The organism is Bacillus yunxiaonensis (assembly GCF_037104695.1).
Lineage (GTDB): Bacteria > Bacillota > Bacilli > Bacillales > Bacillaceae_G > Bacillus_A > Bacillus_A yunxiaonensis.
Genome location: NZ_JBAWSV010000001.1, coordinates 286,144 through 305,579 on the forward strand (window position 1 = coordinate 286,144; position 19,436 = coordinate 305,579).

Genomic DNA, 19,436 nt, shown 5'->3' on the forward strand with positions numbered 1-19,436 from the left:
ATGATTCAAAGTATAGTAGGTGGAAATGATGCCGATTCTATGTTTAGAAGGTGCTAGTGCCGTCGGAAAAACAACGATTGGTAAGGAGTTGGAAAAACGATACGGTGCATACATTGTTCCTGAAGTAAACTTACTTTTTAAACGTCCTGCTGATGAACAGAAGAATTGGTATTTGGATCGGCAAGTTGAGCGCTGGAAAATTGCATTAGAGCAGTCAAGGAATAATGAACTTGTTGTGTTAGATGGAGATATATATCAGCCATTTAGCTATAACTGGTGTTTTCACTTTCAAGTCTTTGGACAAACACTATCTTCATTAGAAACATTTTATTGTGAAAAGATGTTTCATAAGGAGATTGGGTTACCAGATTGTTATTTTTATTTATATATAAATAATGATACTTTACGTCAGAGAAAAGAGCATGATGTAACACGTAGACGTGGGAATTTTGAGAAACATATACATATTACAGAACCGCATAAAAAATACTACACTGCTCTTAATAAGATAAAAGCAAATTATTGTACAATGATAGAAGCGAACCTTGTACAAGAAACGGTAGAAGAAATCATGGATACAGTATTCTCTGCTAATTTTAATTTGTATGATCGATATAATGTAAAGCTTTTGAACGAAATGATATATTGGTTACAGGAAAATAAAGCGTAAAGTACTATATCGATAGAACAGTACTTTATGGAAATAAGTAAAAAACACTCATCGAATTATAATTGATGAGTGTTTTTTGTTGTAACGAATTTTTCTTCTATCCAATTTACAAGGTTTCTAACTCGGCTTTTGTAATTCTATATTCAACTGCTGTTAAATCGAAACTTTAGGTTAATCTCAAAATTTCAGTTGTTTTTCAGGTTTGTTTTTGTAAACTATCATCCCTTCAAAAATAGGTGCTTTATATTATACGTTTTCATGATCGTCCTCTTCTTTGAAACGAGTTGTTATAGTTGGCCACCAATGAAAACCATCTTTTTCTAATAAAGCATCAGATTCCTTAGGACCCATGGATCCAGATTCATAGTTAGGGAAGTCTTCAGCTTTTTTATTTTCCCAAACATTTGAGATAACATCAACAAATTTCCAAGAAAGAGCCACTTCCTCCCAATGCGCAAAATTGGTTGAGTCACCGCGCATACAATCATATAGGAGAACTTCATATGCCTCAGGTGTGTTCATTTTATCTGCACAGTTATTGCAATAGCTTAATCTAATTGGTGTTGATATAACACTGCTATTTGTTTGTTGGGCATTTAAATGCAGTGTAATTCCTTCATCGGGTTGGATATGAATAATTAATAAGTTAGGGTGAGTCTTTTTTTCTTTATTAAAATATAGGTTCATTGGTAAGTTCTTAAATTGTATGACAATTTCAGTCGACTTCTCTTGCATACGTTTACCTGTTCGAATATAAATAGGAATTCCTGACCATCTAAAGTTTTCAATCATTAGCTTAGCAGAGACAAATGTTTCTGTATTTGATGCTGGATCTACTGCATTTTCTTCTCTGTAACTAATCACATTTTCTTCATTTACGATGCCTGGTCCGTACTGTCCGCGAACAAAATATTGTTCGACCTCGTCTTCAGAAAGAGGTTTTAAAGCACGAAAAATTTTTATTTTCTCGCTTCGAATCTCATCTGCTGTTAATTTAATGGGCGGCTCCATTGCAAGAAGTGCAACCATTTGCAGCATATGATTTTGTACCATATCACGGAGAGCACCCGAGGACTCGTAATAACGTCCGCGATCCTCAACTCCTAATGTTTCACTTGAAGTAATTTGAACGTTAGCAATGTATTGATTGTTCCAAAGTGGTTCGAAAATAGCATTAGCAAAGCGAATGACTTTAATATTTTGAACCATTTCTTTTCCTAAATAATGGTCAATTCGATAAATTTGTTCTTCTGTAAACGCTTGGCGAAGCTGATTGTTTAGTTCTTCGGCTGATTCGTAGTCATGGCCAAACGGCTTTTCAATAACTAAACGAATCCATCCTTCCGTAGAAGTTAATCCTTCTGATTTTAAATTTGTAGCAATTGTACCGAAAAAATCAGGTGCCATTGCTAAATAAAAAATGCGGTTTCCACTCGTATTATAATTTTCATCAAGAGTGCTTAACAAACTTTTAAGCTCTTGATAAGAAGATATGTTTGTTACATCAAAAGGATGGTAATAGAAATGGGAAGCAAATGTATCCTGACTTCCATCATCATCTGGAAAGTGGTTAACAGATTGTCTGACATTTTCACGAAATGTTTCATTAGACCAAGGTCTTCTTGCAACACCAACAACAGCGAAATCTTCAGAAATATCCCCGTTACGATACAATCTATAAATAGAAGGAAACAATTTACGCTTTGCTAAATCACCTGTTGCGCCAAAAATAACAATAATAGCTTTAGGAGTTTTCATCATGTAATGGGCCTCACTTTATACTAAATAAATTTATACTTAGTATGCGGTTTATTTGGTAATACATGTAAGATGCAGGGTAAATAATTTACTGTAGCTTACTGAGTGATGAGATGCACATTTATATTAGAAGGAGAACTTTAAGAAGTAGAGAAATATAGTATTAAATTAAAGATGGAGGAATAAGATGAAAGTGCAATTGGGAGCAGTGACGAGAGATAATTGGCAAGAGGCTCTAAAATTAAAAGTAAAAGATGTTCAAAATCATTTTGTTCCTACTGTAGCAGTATCACTGGCTAAGGTGTATATTAAACCAGATGGTGATAATGTGAATTATCTGCCCTTTGCAATTTATGAAGAAGAGCGGGGAATGATTGGTTTTGTGATGCATGCTTATGTAGAGAATACTAATGATATGTATTGGATCAATGGTTTTATCATTGATGAAAAGCATCAAGGTAAAGGATACGGTCGAGCTGCGCTACGAGAGATGGTAAATTGGATTATAAAGCAATATACGCAGTGTAAAGAAATTCGCTTAACCGTTCATAAAGAAAACTATGCTGCTCGTCAATTATATAAAAGTTTTGGTTTTGTTGAAGCAGGGGAATTTGATCAAGAAGAAGATTTATTGCGCTTTATAATTAGCAAGGAAGAATAGACGATAGGTAGATATCAGGGTATATTAGTTAGAGCTAATATACCCTTTATGATTTTACGAGATTTTTCGATTTACATTAGTATGTAAATTTTAAAAAAGTACTTTTGTTGACGAATATATTGATACCTGTAAATGATAGCATCCGTAAGGGTTTTTGTTAAAACACAGTAATTTTAATTCATAATTTTATACCTATGCGTACGGAAAAAATACTATAATAACTGAATAAATAAATGTTTTTGGGAGGAACTATTTTTGAAAGAATTGATATATTTAGATAAGGACTTTATATATTCTTTTATTACACAAATAAATAATGAATTAACAGGTACTAAAAGTACAGAGGTTCAAGAGCAAAGAATGGAGGCAAAAGAAAATACGCTACGGCAGCAATATAGTGCTCTGAATCAATTTGAACATTACCTTCTTAAAAATTCTTCTTTAGTTAATTTTAATGAAAAGAAGGACAGCGAAGAAGTGACTCTAGGTTCTTATATTAAGTTCACTTCAAGTTTTCAACCAATAAATTTTGATGTTGTTCAAAAAATGATAAATGATAAATTTATTAAGTTTCTTTTTAATAAACTAGAAGAAGCAAAAAATGTAGAAGTACAAAATATCCTTGAACAAACATTAACACTCGAGCAAAGGACTGTTTTTTTGAATGAACTAGAAAAAACTTACGACAATATGGTGGGTGTTCAAAAGAATAAGATTCATTCAATTAAAGATATGTTGGTATACATTAAAGAGGCCATACCATTTAGCTCGTTTATAAAGATGAATAATTGTTTAATACCAGTTAAGGACAGTTATTTAAGAGAAAGCATAGAAGAACTGGCTTTTAAATACGGATCAGGAGACACATCAGTCGAAATTACCCTTATTGGAAAAATAACAAAAAAAATTAATAAGAAAGAAATAAATGCCCTTGACTATTCGAATTTGGTAGATAAGCAGCCAAACGAAATTTTAAATAAATTTTTAGGATTTCCTACAAATTTGCTAGGGGGATTTGGATTGGTAACAGCAAATAATTATATCATTTCACCGGTTGCTATGTATTTCGAATAAGGCTGCATTGTTGATTTTTTCTCCCGCACTAAAGGGTAGTAAGAGCGTGATTGGTTGAACTAACCCTCAGTGGAAGATGAAGAAAAAATTACTGAGGGAAGTTTCACTTTACCCCGCATTAACGGGCAGTAAGACCCCCACCTCAAGATTCAGAGAAAAGCGAGGAAGATAGGTGGGGGATAACTGCCCATAAAAGCCTGATTGGTTCAACTAACCGTCAGTGTGGGATGAAGAAAACCCCCACTGGCGGAAGTTTCACTTTATCTAATGCTTTTGCTTCTGTAATGTTAAGTCTTTTTTGGTGTGTTTTACAATTTTTAGTAACTGGAAATAAAAAATACTTTTTAGGCCTATAAACAAAATTACATTTGGTTGTTATCTAATTTTTTTACGATTCTGTCGTACTGTAAACGGAAGAGGTGAATGAGTAAAGGAAGGTCATCTTCGCTTTTCATGTAATAACTAACCCATCCAGAATCAGGAAAAATATGATGAGGATGAGCTAATCCTTGCTTTAAAATCTCATCTCTTATTGATTTTGGAAATGGCAAATCAGCTAATGTGTCTCCGTGAACATGACCTAATTCTTTATTTTTATAATTAAATTCAACCCCACCGTATCGATGCGGCTTCTCTGTTACACCGTTCCAACTAAGAAGCTCTTTTTTAATCATTTCGCTAAGTGACATAATAGTTCACTCCTTATAAATCGTAGGTTTTAATAGTATAATATGCTTTTTCTTTGCTGTTTATATCGTTCAAAAGTACGAATCTATATACGAAAATGGTTTCATATACGTAGTTTAGAAAATCGATTTAAATTTGGATTCTGATAGTATCTTTGAACATTCTTGGAATGGACATGGTATAATTTGGGTGGTGGATACAGCATGAAAAAGCTAGGAGGGAGAACATGGGAAGAGAAGTACACTTTGATGATGAAGGTGTAGTTTTAAAGTTGAATGGAGTAACTGGTTTTTTTGCGTTGAAACTAGCCTTAAAAATGCCATTTCATACTATTAAAAGTGTATATGTTGATTATTTTGATGCACCGCGATGGATGCTTCGGATGCCTGGAACATCTGTTTCTTCTCTTAATATCTTTGAAGGAAGTTTTAAATATGCTGATGAATGGTACTTTCTTTCTTATGAAAATAGAGTACCTCTCGTAATGATTGAATTAGAGGGTCACGAAAAATATAAGTATGTTGTTTTTGAAATTGATGATCCTACTAAAATAGCATCGGATATTAGGAAACATATGAGAGATTAATGGGAATTATTTGTTTTGATATAAGCGTTGCATAAAAGGTGATACAATTTTGTAATTGTACCACCTTTTACATGTTATTGGCGCAATTTATTTTTTCCTTAACTTATTAGCGAGGATGTGGAAACAAGGACCTCATGTTTTTATGTAAGGAAACAGTTGCTTCGAAGTTTTAAATATGTAAAAAGTTTATTCTCCGTGTAATGCTCTGTGAATTGCCACCTGTGTTTTAGAAGTATTAGCAAAATTCAACCATTTTATTTCAAGCTGAATATTATGAGAATTAATAAGCATTTCGACAATATCTAAATGTGAAACAGTTGTCATAACTGACGTTTCAATGCCATTCATTTTTGCTGAAGACATATATATTGCCATTTCTATGTTTACCGCAAATGCAAAATCGATAATCGTTGCTCCTTCACAAATTCACCTTCATTTGTCTATTTTTTACTTAACGGAATAATAGTTCGCCTTTGTACAGGAAAAAGCCTTTCTAATGGTATATAATTGTAATTAGACCTACATATCATTTTCAGTATCATCCAGATGCAGCGTATATAAGGGGGATTATGCATGAGAATAGAAGTAGAAAAGTTACTGCAAAACCTTGAAGCATTCGGATTAGAACATGATTTCACAAAAGAAACGAGAGAAGAAAGATTGCGCAACGTGTCCAAAGAAATGGGGCAATTTTTATCTATTTTGGTGAAAATGTGCGAAGCAAAACACATATTAGAAATTGGAACATCGAATGGATTTTCTACTTTATGGCTTGCCAATGCTGCAGAGGAAACAAAGGGAACTGTTACAACAGTTGAACTCTCATCGAAACGAGTTGCACAAGCAATTGAAAACTTCCAGAAAGTAAACCTCACAAACTATATTCATATCCATAACCAAGAAGCTGGTGCATTTTTATCAGAACAGCTAGACAAGTCATATGATTTTATTTTTTTAGATGCAGAACGAACGCAATATATGTGGTGGTGGGAAGATCTAAAACGTATTTTAATCCCTAAAGGAACCATCGTCATTGACAATGCAACTTCGCATGCGGAAGAATTACAGAATTTTTTTGATTTAGTTGAAGAGGAGGGAAACTTTGAAACAGTGTTACTACCTTTTAAGATGGGTGCTTATGTAATGAGGAAAAATAGTTGAAAAGAGCATACAAGAAGAATTATTAGCTTGTAAACTTAAGAATCCGACTTAAGAATGGATGTTTCTCAGTCTTAAGTCTGAGGACAATCAAAAATACAGTAGGTATACTTATAATATAAAACGGGGAATGAATGCAATATAGACCGTTTAAAGATATGGTACCCTAACCATAATTATAAGTGTATGCATATAAAGGAGCGATTTTGTTGACGGAATTGCAAAAGAAGGAAACCTTATCAGTAGAAGACAATATAGAAGTAGTCGTTGATACAGTCATTAAAGATGATGAATTAGTTGAACTAAATAAAGAAGCAGATTTGTATGTACAAAAGTTAAATAGTGAGCATAATACAGACCTTTCAAAAGTATTGGCACAACTTGCTGATTTAGGAGATAAAGAACAACGTGATGCAGGACAAACATTAACGGCATTAAAACGTCCAGTAACGGCGATGATGAATGGGAAAAATGAAGATATTCCTAAAACATTGCTTGATTTACGTAAAGTTGTTTCAGAATTAGATCCAAATTCATTAAATGCAACTGGTATGAAACGAATTATGTACAAAGTATTTAAGAAAAATCCGATGGAAACGTATGTTCATAAATATCAATCCATTGATAAACAAATCGAAGAGATTATTAAGTCACTATTAGTTGGACGTGATAATTTACGAGAAGACAGCGTCGGCTTAGAAATGTTAAAAGAACAATCCGAGCAAAAGATTCATGCGCTTGATAAACAAGTATATTTAGGTAAGAAGCTTGCGGACATGTTGGAAATAGAGAAACAAAATCCAGAGCGGCAAAAAGATGTTCCGTTAATTAACGATGCGTTAGAAAAAATTCTTGTACGTACACGTAACATGCAGCAAGCAAAGAGTGTCTTACTGCAATCCATTGCCTCTGTTGATATTATTAAGAAAAATAATGAGAAATTAACAGAAGCAATTCGAAATGCAATCACAATGACACAAAATGTTGTAACCGTATCTGCGGCTATTCAACTGGCATTAACGAACCAAAGGAAAACAATTGACGCAGTGAATGCGACAAACGAAGCAATTGAATCTATGATATTAAGTAACTCACAAGCGTTAAAACAAAATACAGAAGAAACAACTAAGTTGTTAGAAAATCCAGCAATCGGCATGGAGAAACTTCGTGAATCATTCCAAAACGTCTTTGCAGCGATTGAAGCGTCTGAAAAATCAACAGAGCGAATTATCGAATCCAGTAAAATGTTTGTAAAAGAACTAGACTCGTTCAACGATGAAATGAAAAAGAAGCTCATTCAGCGTCCAACTAAATAAGTTGCAATAGAGGAGGTGAAATCGTGGATTTCTTTCAATTTGTTTTGATACTGATAGGTATTGTTCTTTTGCTAGGACTTACCGCAGTAATTTTATTTGCTTACTTTGGACGAAAGCTTTATATATCATGGACAAAACCGTATAAACGAGCGACAGAATCAATGGAGCGTTTATCACACAGCACAGTACCATTTTTACAAGAATTCACACAACATCCGTTGTTTTATCGCTGGATTCGTACGGAAGGAAGCAGTAGTCAAAAAGCATTTACAGTTCTTTTTTGCACAGCTAATCAGCGCACAAAGGAACAGGTTTTTTCAATGTTGCCGAAGGAAAAACAGAAAAAACTACATTACAATGTAAAAACAACAAAGCAAGTTACAAGTGAAGATATGGAAATGACAATGATGAAGGTAAAAGAATTCTTGAAACAGGAATCTCAGCAACCATCAAAGCCGAAAGATTTCTCGTTTTACAAACTATACTTTTATGATCGTTATCCTGATGCATTAAAAGGTATAGAAATGTACAAACGTTCAGTAAATCCGTCGTTGCAAAAAAGTATTGATGATGTGACAATTTCTGTTTTACATGCGATTCCGTATTATCAAGAAAATCGTATGTTTGAACAGCAACATAAACTTGAGACTTTTTTAATGAAAGACTTAGTAGATATGTTGTCACTCATTGCACAAATTCCAATAGCGCAGCGTTCTGAGAAAGAAGAAGAACTTGCTGTCTATCTAAAAGGATTTCAAAAAGAAATGGAAGCAGTAGAACGTAATATTCGTAACGCTGTCGATTATGATTTACAAGTGAAGATGCGTGCAGCGAAGGAGAAATTTAAGAATTAAACAAACGAGCGGTGATATATCACTGCTCGTTTGTTTAGTTTAGGAATAAAAATGATGAAAATTTCATGTACTGTAATGATATTAAATATAATTTTAATAATCTAAAAAAATTATAATAAACCACTTTTATGTATGATTGCAAATGAATAACAAACGTTGCTCATCAGGAAATTGTCTTTCCGAAATTTTTAATCTCTTCCTCTTGATCTTAATGAATTTTTTGTTTGGGATATGAATTCCAAAATATGATTCAACATAGCATCGCTGATCGTGTTAGTGTTGGACGGATATCAAATTGGTTCACATGACGTTGCGTATTGGATGTATCTCACATTAGAACTTATAACAGAAGATTATCGTGAAATATATAAGAATGAACTTACATAAGAAGAAATGAAACGATTAGACGACATTGCAGATGCTTTAAGGTATCTCATTTATATGAATTGTAATATAATCAATATAATTGAAAGGTGAGTTCGTACCGCAAAATAGATTAAAAGTAACAAGAGCTGAGAAAAAATATCCCTGTCTGAATTAGCTCAAATGATAGGGGTATCTAGACAAACAATTAGTTCTATTGAAACGGGGGAATTTTGTCCTGCGGCAAAATTATCATTAGTATTTGTATTGCATTAGATAAAAAAATATGAAGAATGATTATATTTTTGATGTATTTGTTTACTAGTAATCAAAATACAAGGCTAAGAAACTTCTTGGCTGGCAATTCTTACACAGTCATAAATGGAGGCAATAGTTATGCAGCAAATAAAAAAAATAGGACATTCATTTTGGTATATGACACCTGTTTCTGAAACAGATAGACCTATCTTAGGAATGGTAGTTGGAAAAGAAAAGACTTTGATGATAGATGCAGGTAATTCAGAAGCACATGCACATTTGTTTTTAGAAATGCTAAACGAACGGAACATCTCAAATCCTGATTTCGTTGCATTAACACACTGGCATTGGGATCATATTTTTGGATTACCTGTTTTAAAAAATGCTTTGTCTATCGCACATAGTGAAACAAAAAAAGAGATGAATACACTCGTTTCTTATGAATGGACAGATGAGGCCTTGGACACACGAGTAAAAGAAGGTACAGAAATTGAATTTTGTGCTAATTGTATAAAAAAAGAATTCAGTGAACAACCAAGAAATATTCAAATTGTCTTACCGTCATTAACGTTTCAGAAACAACTTGAATTAGACCTTGGTGATGTGACATGTGTGTTAAAGCATGTGGGAGGTGACCATTCACATGACTCCGTTGTCATTTATATTAAAGAAGAAAAGATATTGTTTTTAGGAGATTGTATCTATGCAGATATTTTTTCTTCGAAGTGGAACTATACAACGAAACGAACGTTTGAATTAATACAAGAATTAGAGAAATTTGATGCTGAGACCTATATTCTTTCACATGGGAAAGCAATTGATAGAAATGAATTTTTGCAAGAGATTCGTTTGCTAAAAACAGTAGGTACCTACACGGAAATATATAAAGGCGATGCAGGAAAAATAAAAACAGTGTATAAACAAAAACTTGATAGAGAATTAAACGAAGATGAGTTAGAAACAATAGAGTACTTTGTAAATGGTTATGAAATAGTTAACTTGTAACATCCTACTTTAATTCACAGCTACGTGTTTTGTAAGGACGAGGTTTGCATACATGGAAGGTAGGAGGTGGACACAAACATATATTTACTACTAGCAATCCTATCTTCGTGCATCGGTTTCTTTTGTTCAATCCAAGGTCAAATGTTTGCTTTGCCGTATCGTGGTTTAAAAACAGAGGAATTATTTTCTTTATTCTTTCAAACTGCGCCAAATGTCCAAACATCATTAGGTACTGTAATTGAACAACTGTCGTTTCTTGGAATTGACGGGGGAGCGTTACCAACCGATCATTTACTTCGAAACTTCATTCCGAAGAACGACATTAAATACAAAAGAGCCACTCTTTTAGAGAGAGGCTCTTTTGTATACATGCAAGAGAAATAGGGAGTGGCTGAGAAATCCACGCTGATGGCGAATGTATCATCTTAGTAAACGTCAAGTAACTCAAAAATATACAATAAAGATTGCTTTTAGAGTTGCTTGACATTTACTACAAATCTATTCATCCAACCATTCTTATCAGCCTATAGCAAAACATATATCTAAGTAGAATTTGCCGCTCGTACTACCAGGTTCGATAAGACGAATTGTAACTGCTTTGATATTTTGACTCGTTTTAGAAACCGAATTTCCAGTGGGAATTGTGAAAAGAATAGGGTTTCCTGTATTTTGTTCCATATTAACTTCAACAAGTAAGCTCTGTATATCGTTATAAACTGTGACAGTACCAGTAATGGATTTATGAACTTTCTTTTCCAAAGCTTCTAGAAAAGTAAAATGATCATTAAGTAAAAAGTTATCGCAAATGTCATTACATACAACTTTGCATTCTTCTTGCGGTTTTAGAGATAGAATTTTAGGATGATTTATCCCGCATTAACAGGAAGTAGAACCTCACTGATGGAAGTTTCACTTTATATTTCACAACAATTTGTTAATGACTATCCTCATTGTTATAAAATCACTCATTTCGAATTTTAAAACTATTTTAAAAATGAAAATAAATCACAGTTAATATTTGGTATAATTATATTGTAACTATAATTTATAAGAGGTGAAATTCATTTATGAAAAATGAAACTTTACATAGTATGGACGATGTAATTACTATGTTAGACTCTCTATTAAGATCATCTGAGCCGTTTTGGAATCATTTCTATTCTAATCGCGATAAAGAAGTACCTTTCTTTGCTAATGTACCGGATGAAAATTTAGTTTCTTATTTTGATAGAAACGTGATTCAGAAAGGAAAAGTGTTAGAATTAGGATGTGGTCCTGGTCGAAATGCTCTATATTTAGCAAAAGCAGGTTGTGAAGTAGATGCAGTTGATTTATCAGAAGAAGGGATTAAATGGGGAAAAGAAAGAGCGGCTGAGCAAGGCGTATCAGTTCATTTTATTTGTAAGTCTATCTTTGATTTGCAGGTTGAGAATCAATATGATTTTGTATATGATTCGGGCTGTTTACATCATATCCCGCCTCATCGAAGAATACATTATGTTGAGTTAGTCAAGCGAGCATTAAAACCAAACGGTTATTTCGGTTTAACATGCTTTGCTGCAGGAGAATTAGATGAAAAAAATGGCTCGGAAATATCAGATTGGGATGTATATCGAGGCTGGAGTTTACAGGGAGGAATTGCGTATTCAGCAGAAAAACTACGTGATGTTTTTCAAGAATTTGAAGTAATTGAACTGCGTAAAATGAAAGAATTTAAGCAACCGAATGAAGTGTTTGGAGAATTATTTCTTTGGACGGCTCTTTTCAGAAAGAAAGTGTAATTACGATGGAGAGAACCATTGTAATTTTCTTGGGTAATAATGATTTAGAAGAAATTGAAGCGATAAGAAGAAAACATGATCCTTTATGTGGCCTAATTTCACCTCATATTACGCTAGTATTTCCTTTTGTGAGCGAAGTGCCAAACGAGTGTCTAAAAAAACATATAGAAACAATCATAAGGAGCATGAACACTTTTCATATTACGTTAAATCCAGGTGTAACTAATGCGGATGAGTACTTATTTTTACTTATAGAAGAAGGAAAAGAAAATATAATTGAGCTACATAATAAGTTATATACAGATTTTCTTCAACCGTTTCTTCGCAGAGAAATTCCCTATATTCCTCATGTTACAGTAGGAAAAAAAGGTGATAAAGAAGAAGCTTTTCACGTTATAAAAAATCTTCATCCACTTCGAGATACTATGCGATTCACTATTGATAAAATTACAGTGGAAAGAATAGGTGAAAACGAGGAATCTATTATAGAGTTTGAAGTACAACTTACAACAAAATAAGAAAATTGTTTTTCGAAATGAGAATCTTCATTGAAGTGAATTTGCTTTATAGGTAATTTTATGTACCTTTACTTGATTTTGTACATATAGTATAATAATTCCATAATTTAGATTTCAATAAGAATAAAAAAATAAATTAGACGAGGTGCTTTTTGTGAGTGGAGTAGTATCTAAATAGGCAAAAAATTTAATTAAGTAAATCCAATGATGAAGGGTATTTTTTAGAAATATATACCCCTTATTTGTTTATGGATTTATTTAAGTTACCTATGAAGATACCTACAACAATTTATAAAGCATGTAGCAGTATTTATTATTCAACACATAAGCCTTTATTTTAAAAAGGTTTGTTTAATGATAGATATTTGTTTCTACACTTGTCTTGTAAATGTCTGTAAAGCTGCGGTATCTCCGCAGCTTTTTTTATTTTTATCTCACGACTTTTGGATAGGAAGAGTTCTTTAGTATGGATGGGAATCGATCCTCTCTGGGAGAAATTTTATTTATAGACTTATTGAAATCTTATTATTAGGTATCTTCATACATGATTCAATTATTAAATCATAGTGAGGAGAACAGAAATGAATATCATGACATTTGAAAAATTGCAGTATAACGAATTAAAGGAAATTGTAAAATCATATTGTGTAAGTGGATTAGGAAAACAATTATTAGATAAATTGCAGCCAAGTTCAAATATGAAAGTAGTGAAGAATCGATTAAATGAAACGACTGAAGCAAAAGCAATATTAAATACAGAAAGTCATGTTCCATTAGTAGGAATTTCCAATATAGAGAACATAATTGGTAAGCTTGAAAAAGGAATGATTTTGGAACCAACAGAATTAGTTAGTGTAGCAGATTTTTTAAGAGGATGTAGAAAAATTAAGGGATTCATGTTAAGTAAAGCATTTTTTGCACCTGTTTTAAGTTCTTATGCATACTCTATGTCAGAGTTTACAAATATTGAGGAAGAGATTCATTTTTCTATTAAAGGGAATCGAGTTGATTCTGCTGCGAGTAAGGAGTTAAAGCGAATTCGAAATCATATCGAAACAACAGAAGGAAAGATTGGAGATCGATTAAATAAATTTTTAAAAAGTAGTGCAAACAAGGAGTATATTCAAGAATTCTTTATTAGTAAAAAAGATGATCGATATACTGTTCCTATTAAGGCTTCTTATAAAAATCAAGTTGCAGGAACAATTGTAGAGGTTTCTTCTAAAGGTTCAACAGTATTTATGGAACCTGCTGTTATTTCAAAATTAAGCGGGGAGTTAGCGAGTCTAAAATCGGAAGAGGCGATAGAGGAGTATCAAATATTAGCAACTTTATCAGGAATGATTTTTGAGAATGTTAGTGATATAAAAATTAATATTGAGCTTATAAGTCAATATGATATGATTTTTGCAAAAGCTAAATTTAGTAAGAGTATTGACGGTATAGCGCCGAAATTAAATAGTCATGGATATATAAAACTAGTTGAATGTAAACACCCTCTTTTACAAGGTGAGATTGTTCCATTAAATTTTGAGATTGGAAAAGAATATCGCAGTTTAGTCATTACAGGACCAAATGCTGGAGGAAAAACAATTGTCTTGAAAACAATTGGATTATTAACTTTAGCAACAATGTCAGGGTTTCATATTCATGGTGATGAAGAGACTGAAATTGCCCTTTTTGATTCTATTTTTGTAGATATAGGTGATAATCAAAGTATTGAAAATGCTTTAAGTACTTTTTCTTCACATATGAAAAATATTTCAGAAATTATGAGAATATCCAACAATAATACGTTGTTATTATTTGATGAAATTGGTAGTGGTACAGAACCGAATGAAGGTGCTGCACTTGCAATTGCCATTTTAGAAGAGTTTTATCATATGGGGTGTATAACAGTTGCTACGACTCATTATGGTGAAATTAAACGATTCTCAGAAATTCACAGTGACTTCATGAATGCGGCTATGCAATTTAATAATGAAACATTAGAGCCGATGTATAAGTTAATGATTGGGGAATCTGGAGATAGCAACGCTCTTTGGATTTCTAGAAAGATGAATTTACGGGAACATGTTTTGGAGCGAGCACAGTGTTATATGGAAAATAAAGATTATAGCTTAGAGCTAGTAAAAGAAAATAAAATAAAGAAGCCTGAAATGAATGTGGTGAAAACGAAAGAAACTTATGAGTATAAGATTGGGGACAAAGTAAAGTTATTAGATTACAATGATTTTGGTATTGTATACAAGAAAAAAGATAGTTTCAATAATATTGAAGTACTATACAAGGAAGAGTTTATTGAAGTGAATTGTAAACGCGTTATTCTGGAATTGAAAGCAGCAGAGTTGTATCCAGAAGGCTATGATTTAAATACGTTGTTTGTAAGTCATAAAGAGAGAAAGCTACAACATGATATAGATCGAGGTTCTAAAAAAGCATTAAGGAAAATACAAAAAGAAATGAGAAAAAAGTAAACGGAAATATAATTCAATTACTAGCAATCCCTCACTTAAACGTTAACACGTTTTGAAGAGAGGGATTGTTTTACATACTAAAAATAGAGTAAATGTAATCTTATTTTAAATAAATACAATAACAGTGCATTTTTGTTTTTCATATTTAGCTAAATAAATGGTACAATCAATATTTGATATGAAAAATAGTGAAAAGAAGTGATCGATTTGAAAAGTTTTTTAGAATTAGGAATTAGCACCACGTTAAATGATACATTAAGAGAAAATGGAATTGCGGAATCGACGCCGATTCAAGAAAAAGCAATCCCAGTAGTTCTAGCAGGAAAAGATATTATTGGACAAGCGAAAACAGGAACTGGAAAAACATTAGCATTTATTTTGCCAATCCTAGAAAAAATAAATCCACAGTCTAGTCATGTACAGGCGTTAATTGTAGCGCCAACGCGAGAATTAGCGCTGCAGATCACAAACGAAATTGAAAAAATGACTGTGCATGTAAAGGATATTCATGTGCTTGCTGTTTATGGCGGGCAAGACGTTTCACAGCAAATGAAGAAGTTACAAGGAAATACACATATTGTTGTGGCGACACCTGGCCGATTATTAGACCATTTACGCCGCGGGACAATGGAATTATCGCATGTATCTATGCTTGTTTTAGATGAAGCGGATCAAATGCTACATTTTGGTTTTTTACCAGAGGTAGAAGAAATTATTGAACAAACACCTGCAGAGAGACAAACGATGTTGTTTTCTGCAACGATGGCTAAGCAAATTCAATCGCTTGCAAAGCGTTATATGAGAAAACCTGAAATTATAAAAATTCAAAGTGCAGAGGTTACAGTAAATAATATTAAGCAGCGCGTTGTTGAAACGACGGACCGAGCAAAACAAGATACACTGCGTCAATTAATGGAACGAGACCAACCGTTTTTAGCAGTTATTTTCTGCCGTACGAAACGCAGAGTTACAAAATTGTATGAAGCGCTGAAAGGATACGGCTATAACTGTGATGAACTTCACGGTGATTTATCACAAGCAAAACGCGAGCGTGTTATGAAACGCTTCAGAGATGCTGAAAGTCAATATTTAATCGCAACAGATGTAGCAGCAAGAGGTCTTGATGTAGAAGGTGTTACACATGTATTTAATTACGACATCCCAGAAGATGTAGAAAGTTACATTCACCGCATCGGACGGACGGGACGTGCTGGCGGAAGTGGACTTGCGATTACATTAGTTGCGCCAAAAGATAAAATGTATTTACAGCAAATTGAAAAAGGAATTAACGCATCTTTGCAACGACAAGCAGTAGAACTACCTAACAAACAAGAGCCTGAGAAAAAGGAACAAAGATCGCAAAAGCCAAAAGAAAAGAAACAGTTTAAAGAGAAGAAGCAATCTGGTCAATTTGGGCGTCGTGATAGAAAAGAAGGACCGAAAACAGAGAAATCTCGTTTTGGTCAACCAAGCAAAAAGAAACGCAGCGCAAAGCCGGGACAGAAAAATCGCGGAAGATAAGTTGAAGCTATATGAATTATGAAACATGAGTATCCTTTGAATAGGGACTCATGTTTTTTTATGTGCGTAAAAAAATGACGGATATACTAATAAGTGTGGGGATTTAATGAAGAATTATCTAAATCGAAACCGGGATAACATTTACATGATTTATACAACATAAATAGAACAAATCTTGTAATAGCACATCATAGGAGTAATGAAAAGAAACAGCATGATTACAATTGTAAGGTTAAAAATTTTTATTATTTAGGAGGGAAATTCGTCATGATTAAAATTGTACTTCTTCGTCACGGTCAAAGTGTATGGAATTTGGAAAATAGGTTTACTGGATGGACGGATGTTGATATGTCTGATAAAGGATTACAGGAAGCAAGAGAGGCAGGACAAATTTTAAAGGCGAATGGTTATACGTTTGACGTAGCATACACTTCTGTGTTAAAACGAGCAATTCGAACGTTATGGATTATTCTTCATGAGATGGATCTCGCTTGGGTACCTGTTTATAAAACATGGCATTTAAATGAAAGGCATTATGGTGCACTGCAAGGCTTAAATAAGGATGAAACGATTAAAAAATATGGGGAAGAACAAGTACATATATGGCGCAGAAGTACAAATGTCAGACCGCCAGCACTTACGAAAGACGATCCGCGTTATGAAGTTTCAGATCCCAGATATAAATATCTCAAAGAAGGTGAATTTCCTCTTACAGAGTGTCTAGAAGATACAGGAAAACGAGTGCTTACGTATTGGCACGAAGAAATTGTACCAGTATTGAAAAAAGGCGAGAAAGTAATCATTTCATCACATGGCAATACAATTCGCTCACTTGTAAAGTATTTCGATAATCTATCTGATGATGGCGTTGTGACATTAAATATCCCTACGAGCATTCCGCTTGTGTATGAATTAGATGATAATTTAAAACCGATTAGACATTATTATTTGAGCATGGATGGAGAAGTACCAGAAGGTGAAATTCCGAAGCATATAACACTTTCATAAAAATGAATAGAAAATTTCATGTTATTAAAATGGATGTGTCATAAGGTACATCCATTTTGGATTTTTTAGATGAGTTATATTGTAAGTGTTTTTTAATAGTATATTGAAAAAAGTAGTTCTTGAGGCTCTTGTTGATGGAATAGAGGGATTGTCTTGTTAGGAAGTTGTGTCCAACTCACTTGTGCTAAGCATCTATTGAAAGAGAGCAGAAGAAAGCGCCACTTCAGAACCTGGAGAAGAAAATAGGTGCGGTTTTCTTGAAACAGAAGGGGGAATTTAAGTGAAGAATGAAAAACAAAAGATTCCCCAACCAATTAGAGGAGATAAAGGAGCAACTGTGAAAATCCCACGTAACATTGAACTTAATCGTCAAAATCCTGATATGCTAGCTTCGCTTTTTTAAATTTAAAAGGTTTGTCCAAGAGCTCTAATAACTCCTGAATATATTAATAGTACAAGCTATAAAGGGAGGTGAAGAAATTGTGTGAAAGAAATGAACGTGGTTGGGAAGACCAAAGAAATCGAAAAAATCGAATAGATCGTCGTAGTTGTGACTGTAATGGAGTAGGTGGTGCTGAAGGCTGTCAATGTCAAGCAACTGTAAGATTCAATCAGACTGTTATCGCAGTTATTTCTCTACATTCTCCTAATCCAAGTGCTGACAAAGGAAGGTTAGAACTGACCGCTGAAATTTGTACATCATGCAGAAACACAGGTTTAATAACCGCTAGGTATATTTCTGAAACAAGAGGGATATTAAATTTCTCCATTGATGCTCGATCCAATTTTGTCAGATGCGATGGAAATAGAGTTGAAATCGAGGGAGAATCTTCGGATCGGCGGATTTCTTTTAGTCTGATAAAATCATTCAATGGGAGATATCATCTTTATGTTAACGACAGAAATATTGTGACGTGGGATATTTTATTTATTCCAATCACTGATATTAGAGGTTGTACGTAATAAATCAGTAATAAACGGAGTAGCTGAAAGTCCTCTTTTTTTCAACTTAAGGGTGCTTTAATTGAAGAAGCTATACTAGGACCTAAATTGGTCCTTTTTGTTTTTGATTTATAAAGATACGTAAGTTACATTGGCACCCAAATACTGACGAATGGCAATATTACATCCAGGTAAGGCAAGAATGACTGTATTTGCTGCTGGAGGTCATGCACGAACATTTAATTATCAAGCTGGTGATGTTGATTATGTTCCGTTCGCAATGGGACATTATGCGGAAAATATTGGTGATGAGCCGTTGTATTTTCTTGAGATATTTAAAAGTGATCATTATGCTGATATTTCATTAAATCAGTGGTTGGCACTTACACCTCAGCAGTTAGTTCTTGAAACGTTTGATATAGATAAAAAGTTTCTTACAGCTCTTCATAAAGAAAAATATCCGTTTGTGAAATTTAAAAATGAAAACAAATAATATTTTATGTTCATCATGACGTATATTGAATTTTCGGTAGTTTAGTAGCTCCATGTGATAAAGGATAACGCTGCTTTAAAAGCTTTTTCATTTTATATGCAATGTGAATTCAGTTAGGAAGTGTATAAATATTAAAAGTGTGTGAATTATAAGCCTTAATTGACGAAGTTATGAAATATGTAAGAGGTACAAACAGGTCATATATCATTTGAAAATGATACAATACTTATATAAACCTACACCTTGTTACATAGTAACAAGGTGTAGGTAAAATCAAAACTTAATTTTATTTCAATGGAAAAGAGG

The 19,436-nt window shown here is 33.3% G+C and carries 19 protein-coding genes and 4 pseudogenes; 18 read left to right on the forward strand and 5 right to left on the reverse strand.

Annotation, left to right across the window (positions count from 1 at the left end; genetic code table 11):
* Positions 1–28: 28 nt before the first annotated feature.
* The gene (locus WAX78_RS01450) at positions 29–670 is read left to right on the forward strand and encodes an AAA family ATPase (RefSeq protein ID WP_336480530.1); all 642 of its coding nucleotides are present in this window, start codon (positions 29–31) and stop codon (positions 668–670) included.
* A gap of 183 nt (positions 671–853) precedes the next feature.
* Here the strand turns inward: WAX78_RS01450 and WAX78_RS25115 are convergent.
* Both WAX78_RS25115 and zwf read right to left on the reverse strand, forming a co-directional pair.
* Positions 854–930: pseudogene (locus tag WAX78_RS25115) on the reverse strand (cyclase family protein); the annotation flags it as partial.
* Complete coding sequence (zwf, locus tag WAX78_RS01455) at positions 917–2,431, reverse strand: glucose-6-phosphate dehydrogenase (protein WP_413789145.1); 1,515 nt, start codon at positions 2,429–2,431, stop codon at positions 917–919. The pseudogene WAX78_RS25115 and the gene zwf, both read right to left, overlap by 14 nt.
* 184 nt (positions 2,432–2,615) lie before the next feature.
* Here zwf and WAX78_RS01460 point away from each other — a divergent pair, with 184 nt between their 5' ends.
* Together WAX78_RS01460 and WAX78_RS01465 are read left to right on the forward strand one after the other, a co-directional pair.
* Positions 2,616–3,089 (forward strand): GNAT family N-acetyltransferase, encoded by a 474-nt coding sequence (locus WAX78_RS01460; RefSeq protein ID WP_336480531.1) that lies wholly within the window; start codon positions 2,616–2,618, stop codon positions 3,087–3,089.
* A gap of 255 nt (positions 3,090–3,344) precedes the next feature.
* Positions 3,345–4,163, forward strand: coding sequence for a DUF6414 family protein (locus WAX78_RS01465; protein WP_336480532.1), 819 nt, complete (start codon positions 3,345–3,347; stop codon positions 4,161–4,163).
* Between the two features lie 362 nt (positions 4,164–4,525).
* Here WAX78_RS01465 and WAX78_RS01470 read toward each other — a convergent pair whose 3' ends face one another.
* Positions 4,526–4,852 carry a luciferase domain-containing protein gene (locus tag WAX78_RS01470; protein WP_336480533.1) on the reverse strand — a complete coding sequence of 109 codons (327 nt, stop codon included), beginning with the start codon at positions 4,850–4,852 and terminating at the stop codon, positions 4,526–4,528.
* A 224-nt stretch (positions 4,853–5,076) separates the two neighbouring features.
* On the opposite strand from WAX78_RS01470, the gene WAX78_RS01475 reads away from it, so the two are divergent.
* Positions 5,077–5,436, forward strand: a complete 360-nt coding sequence (locus WAX78_RS01475) for a hypothetical protein (RefSeq protein WP_336480534.1) — start codon at positions 5,077–5,079, stop codon at positions 5,434–5,436.
* Positions 5,437–5,622: 186 nt separating this feature from the next.
* Here the strand turns inward: WAX78_RS01475 and WAX78_RS01480 are convergent, their stop codons facing one another.
* Complete coding sequence (locus tag WAX78_RS01480) at positions 5,623–5,799, reverse strand: hypothetical protein (protein WP_336480535.1); 177 nt, start codon at positions 5,797–5,799, stop codon at positions 5,623–5,625.
* Positions 5,800–6,009: 210 nt separating this feature from the next.
* Between WAX78_RS01480 and WAX78_RS01485 the strand changes: the two genes are divergently transcribed.
* The 6 genes and pseudogenes from WAX78_RS01485 to WAX78_RS01510 all read left to right on the forward strand — a co-directional run bounded on the left by WAX78_RS01485 (position 6,010) and on the right by WAX78_RS01510 (position 10,774).
* Entirely contained in the window at positions 6,010–6,597 is a 588-nt protein-coding gene (locus tag WAX78_RS01485) for an O-methyltransferase (RefSeq protein ID WP_336480536.1), read from the forward strand.
* 206 nt (positions 6,598–6,803) lie between these two features.
* On the forward strand, positions 6,804–7,910 hold the full coding sequence (locus tag WAX78_RS01490) for a toxic anion resistance protein (protein ID WP_336480537.1): 1,107 nt from the start codon (positions 6,804–6,806) through the stop codon (positions 7,908–7,910).
* Between the two features lie 23 nt (positions 7,911–7,933).
* A complete protein-coding gene (locus tag WAX78_RS01495; RefSeq protein WP_336480538.1) occupies positions 7,934–8,764 on the forward strand; it encodes a DUF3974 domain-containing protein in 831 nt (276 codons plus the stop codon).
* Positions 8,765–9,230: 466 nt separating this feature from the next.
* Positions 9,231–9,417: pseudogene (locus WAX78_RS01500) on the forward strand (helix-turn-helix transcriptional regulator).
* Positions 9,418–9,523: 106 nt separating this feature from the next.
* Positions 9,524–10,390, forward strand: a complete 867-nt coding sequence (locus WAX78_RS01505; RefSeq protein WP_336480539.1) for an MBL fold metallo-hydrolase — start codon at positions 9,524–9,526, stop codon at positions 10,388–10,390.
* A gap of 66 nt (positions 10,391–10,456) precedes the next feature.
* Positions 10,457–10,774, forward strand: a complete 318-nt coding sequence (locus WAX78_RS01510) for a hypothetical protein (RefSeq protein WP_336480540.1) — start codon at positions 10,457–10,459, stop codon at positions 10,772–10,774.
* Positions 10,775–10,909: 135 nt separating this feature from the next.
* Here the strand turns inward: WAX78_RS01510 and WAX78_RS01515 are convergent, their stop codons facing one another.
* Positions 10,910–11,260, reverse strand: coding sequence for an S-Ena type endospore appendage (locus WAX78_RS01515; protein WP_336481331.1), 351 nt, complete (start codon positions 11,258–11,260; stop codon positions 10,910–10,912).
* 197 nt (positions 11,261–11,457) lie between these two features.
* On the opposite strand from WAX78_RS01515, the gene WAX78_RS01520 reads away from it, so the two are divergent.
* The 8 genes and pseudogenes from WAX78_RS01520 to WAX78_RS01555 all read left to right on the forward strand — a co-directional run.
* Positions 11,458–12,171: an SAM-dependent methyltransferase gene (locus WAX78_RS01520; protein WP_336480541.1), complete on the forward strand. Its 714-nt coding sequence runs from the start codon at positions 11,458–11,460 to the stop codon at positions 12,169–12,171.
* 5 nt (positions 12,172–12,176) lie between these two features.
* The gene (locus WAX78_RS01525; RefSeq protein ID WP_336481332.1) at positions 12,177–12,689 is read left to right on the forward strand and encodes a 2'-5' RNA ligase family protein; all 513 of its coding nucleotides are present in this window, start codon (positions 12,177–12,179) and stop codon (positions 12,687–12,689) included.
* Between the two features lie 581 nt (positions 12,690–13,270).
* Positions 13,271–15,166, forward strand: coding sequence for an endonuclease MutS2 (locus WAX78_RS01530; RefSeq protein WP_336480542.1), 1,896 nt, complete (start codon positions 13,271–13,273; stop codon positions 15,164–15,166).
* Positions 15,167–15,364: 198 nt separating this feature from the next.
* On the forward strand, positions 15,365–16,687 hold the full coding sequence (locus WAX78_RS01535) for a DEAD/DEAH box helicase (RefSeq protein ID WP_336480543.1): 1,323 nt from the start codon (positions 15,365–15,367) through the stop codon (positions 16,685–16,687).
* Positions 16,688–16,954: 267 nt separating this feature from the next.
* A complete protein-coding gene (gene gpmA, locus WAX78_RS01540) occupies positions 16,955–17,695 on the forward strand; it encodes a 2,3-diphosphoglycerate-dependent phosphoglycerate mutase (protein WP_336480544.1) in 741 nt (246 codons plus the stop codon).
* Between the two features lie 280 nt (positions 17,696–17,975).
* A pseudogene (locus WAX78_RS01545) lies at positions 17,976–18,083 on the forward strand (hypothetical protein); the annotation flags it as partial.
* Positions 18,084–18,175: 92 nt separating this feature from the next.
* On the forward strand, positions 18,176–18,658 hold the full coding sequence (locus WAX78_RS01550; protein WP_336480545.1) for a hypothetical protein: 483 nt from the start codon (positions 18,176–18,178) through the stop codon (positions 18,656–18,658).
* Between the two features lie 116 nt (positions 18,659–18,774).
* Positions 18,775–19,130 (forward strand): annotated as a pseudogene (locus WAX78_RS01555) (cupin domain-containing protein); the annotation flags it as partial.
* Positions 19,131–19,436 lie beyond the last annotated feature (306 nt).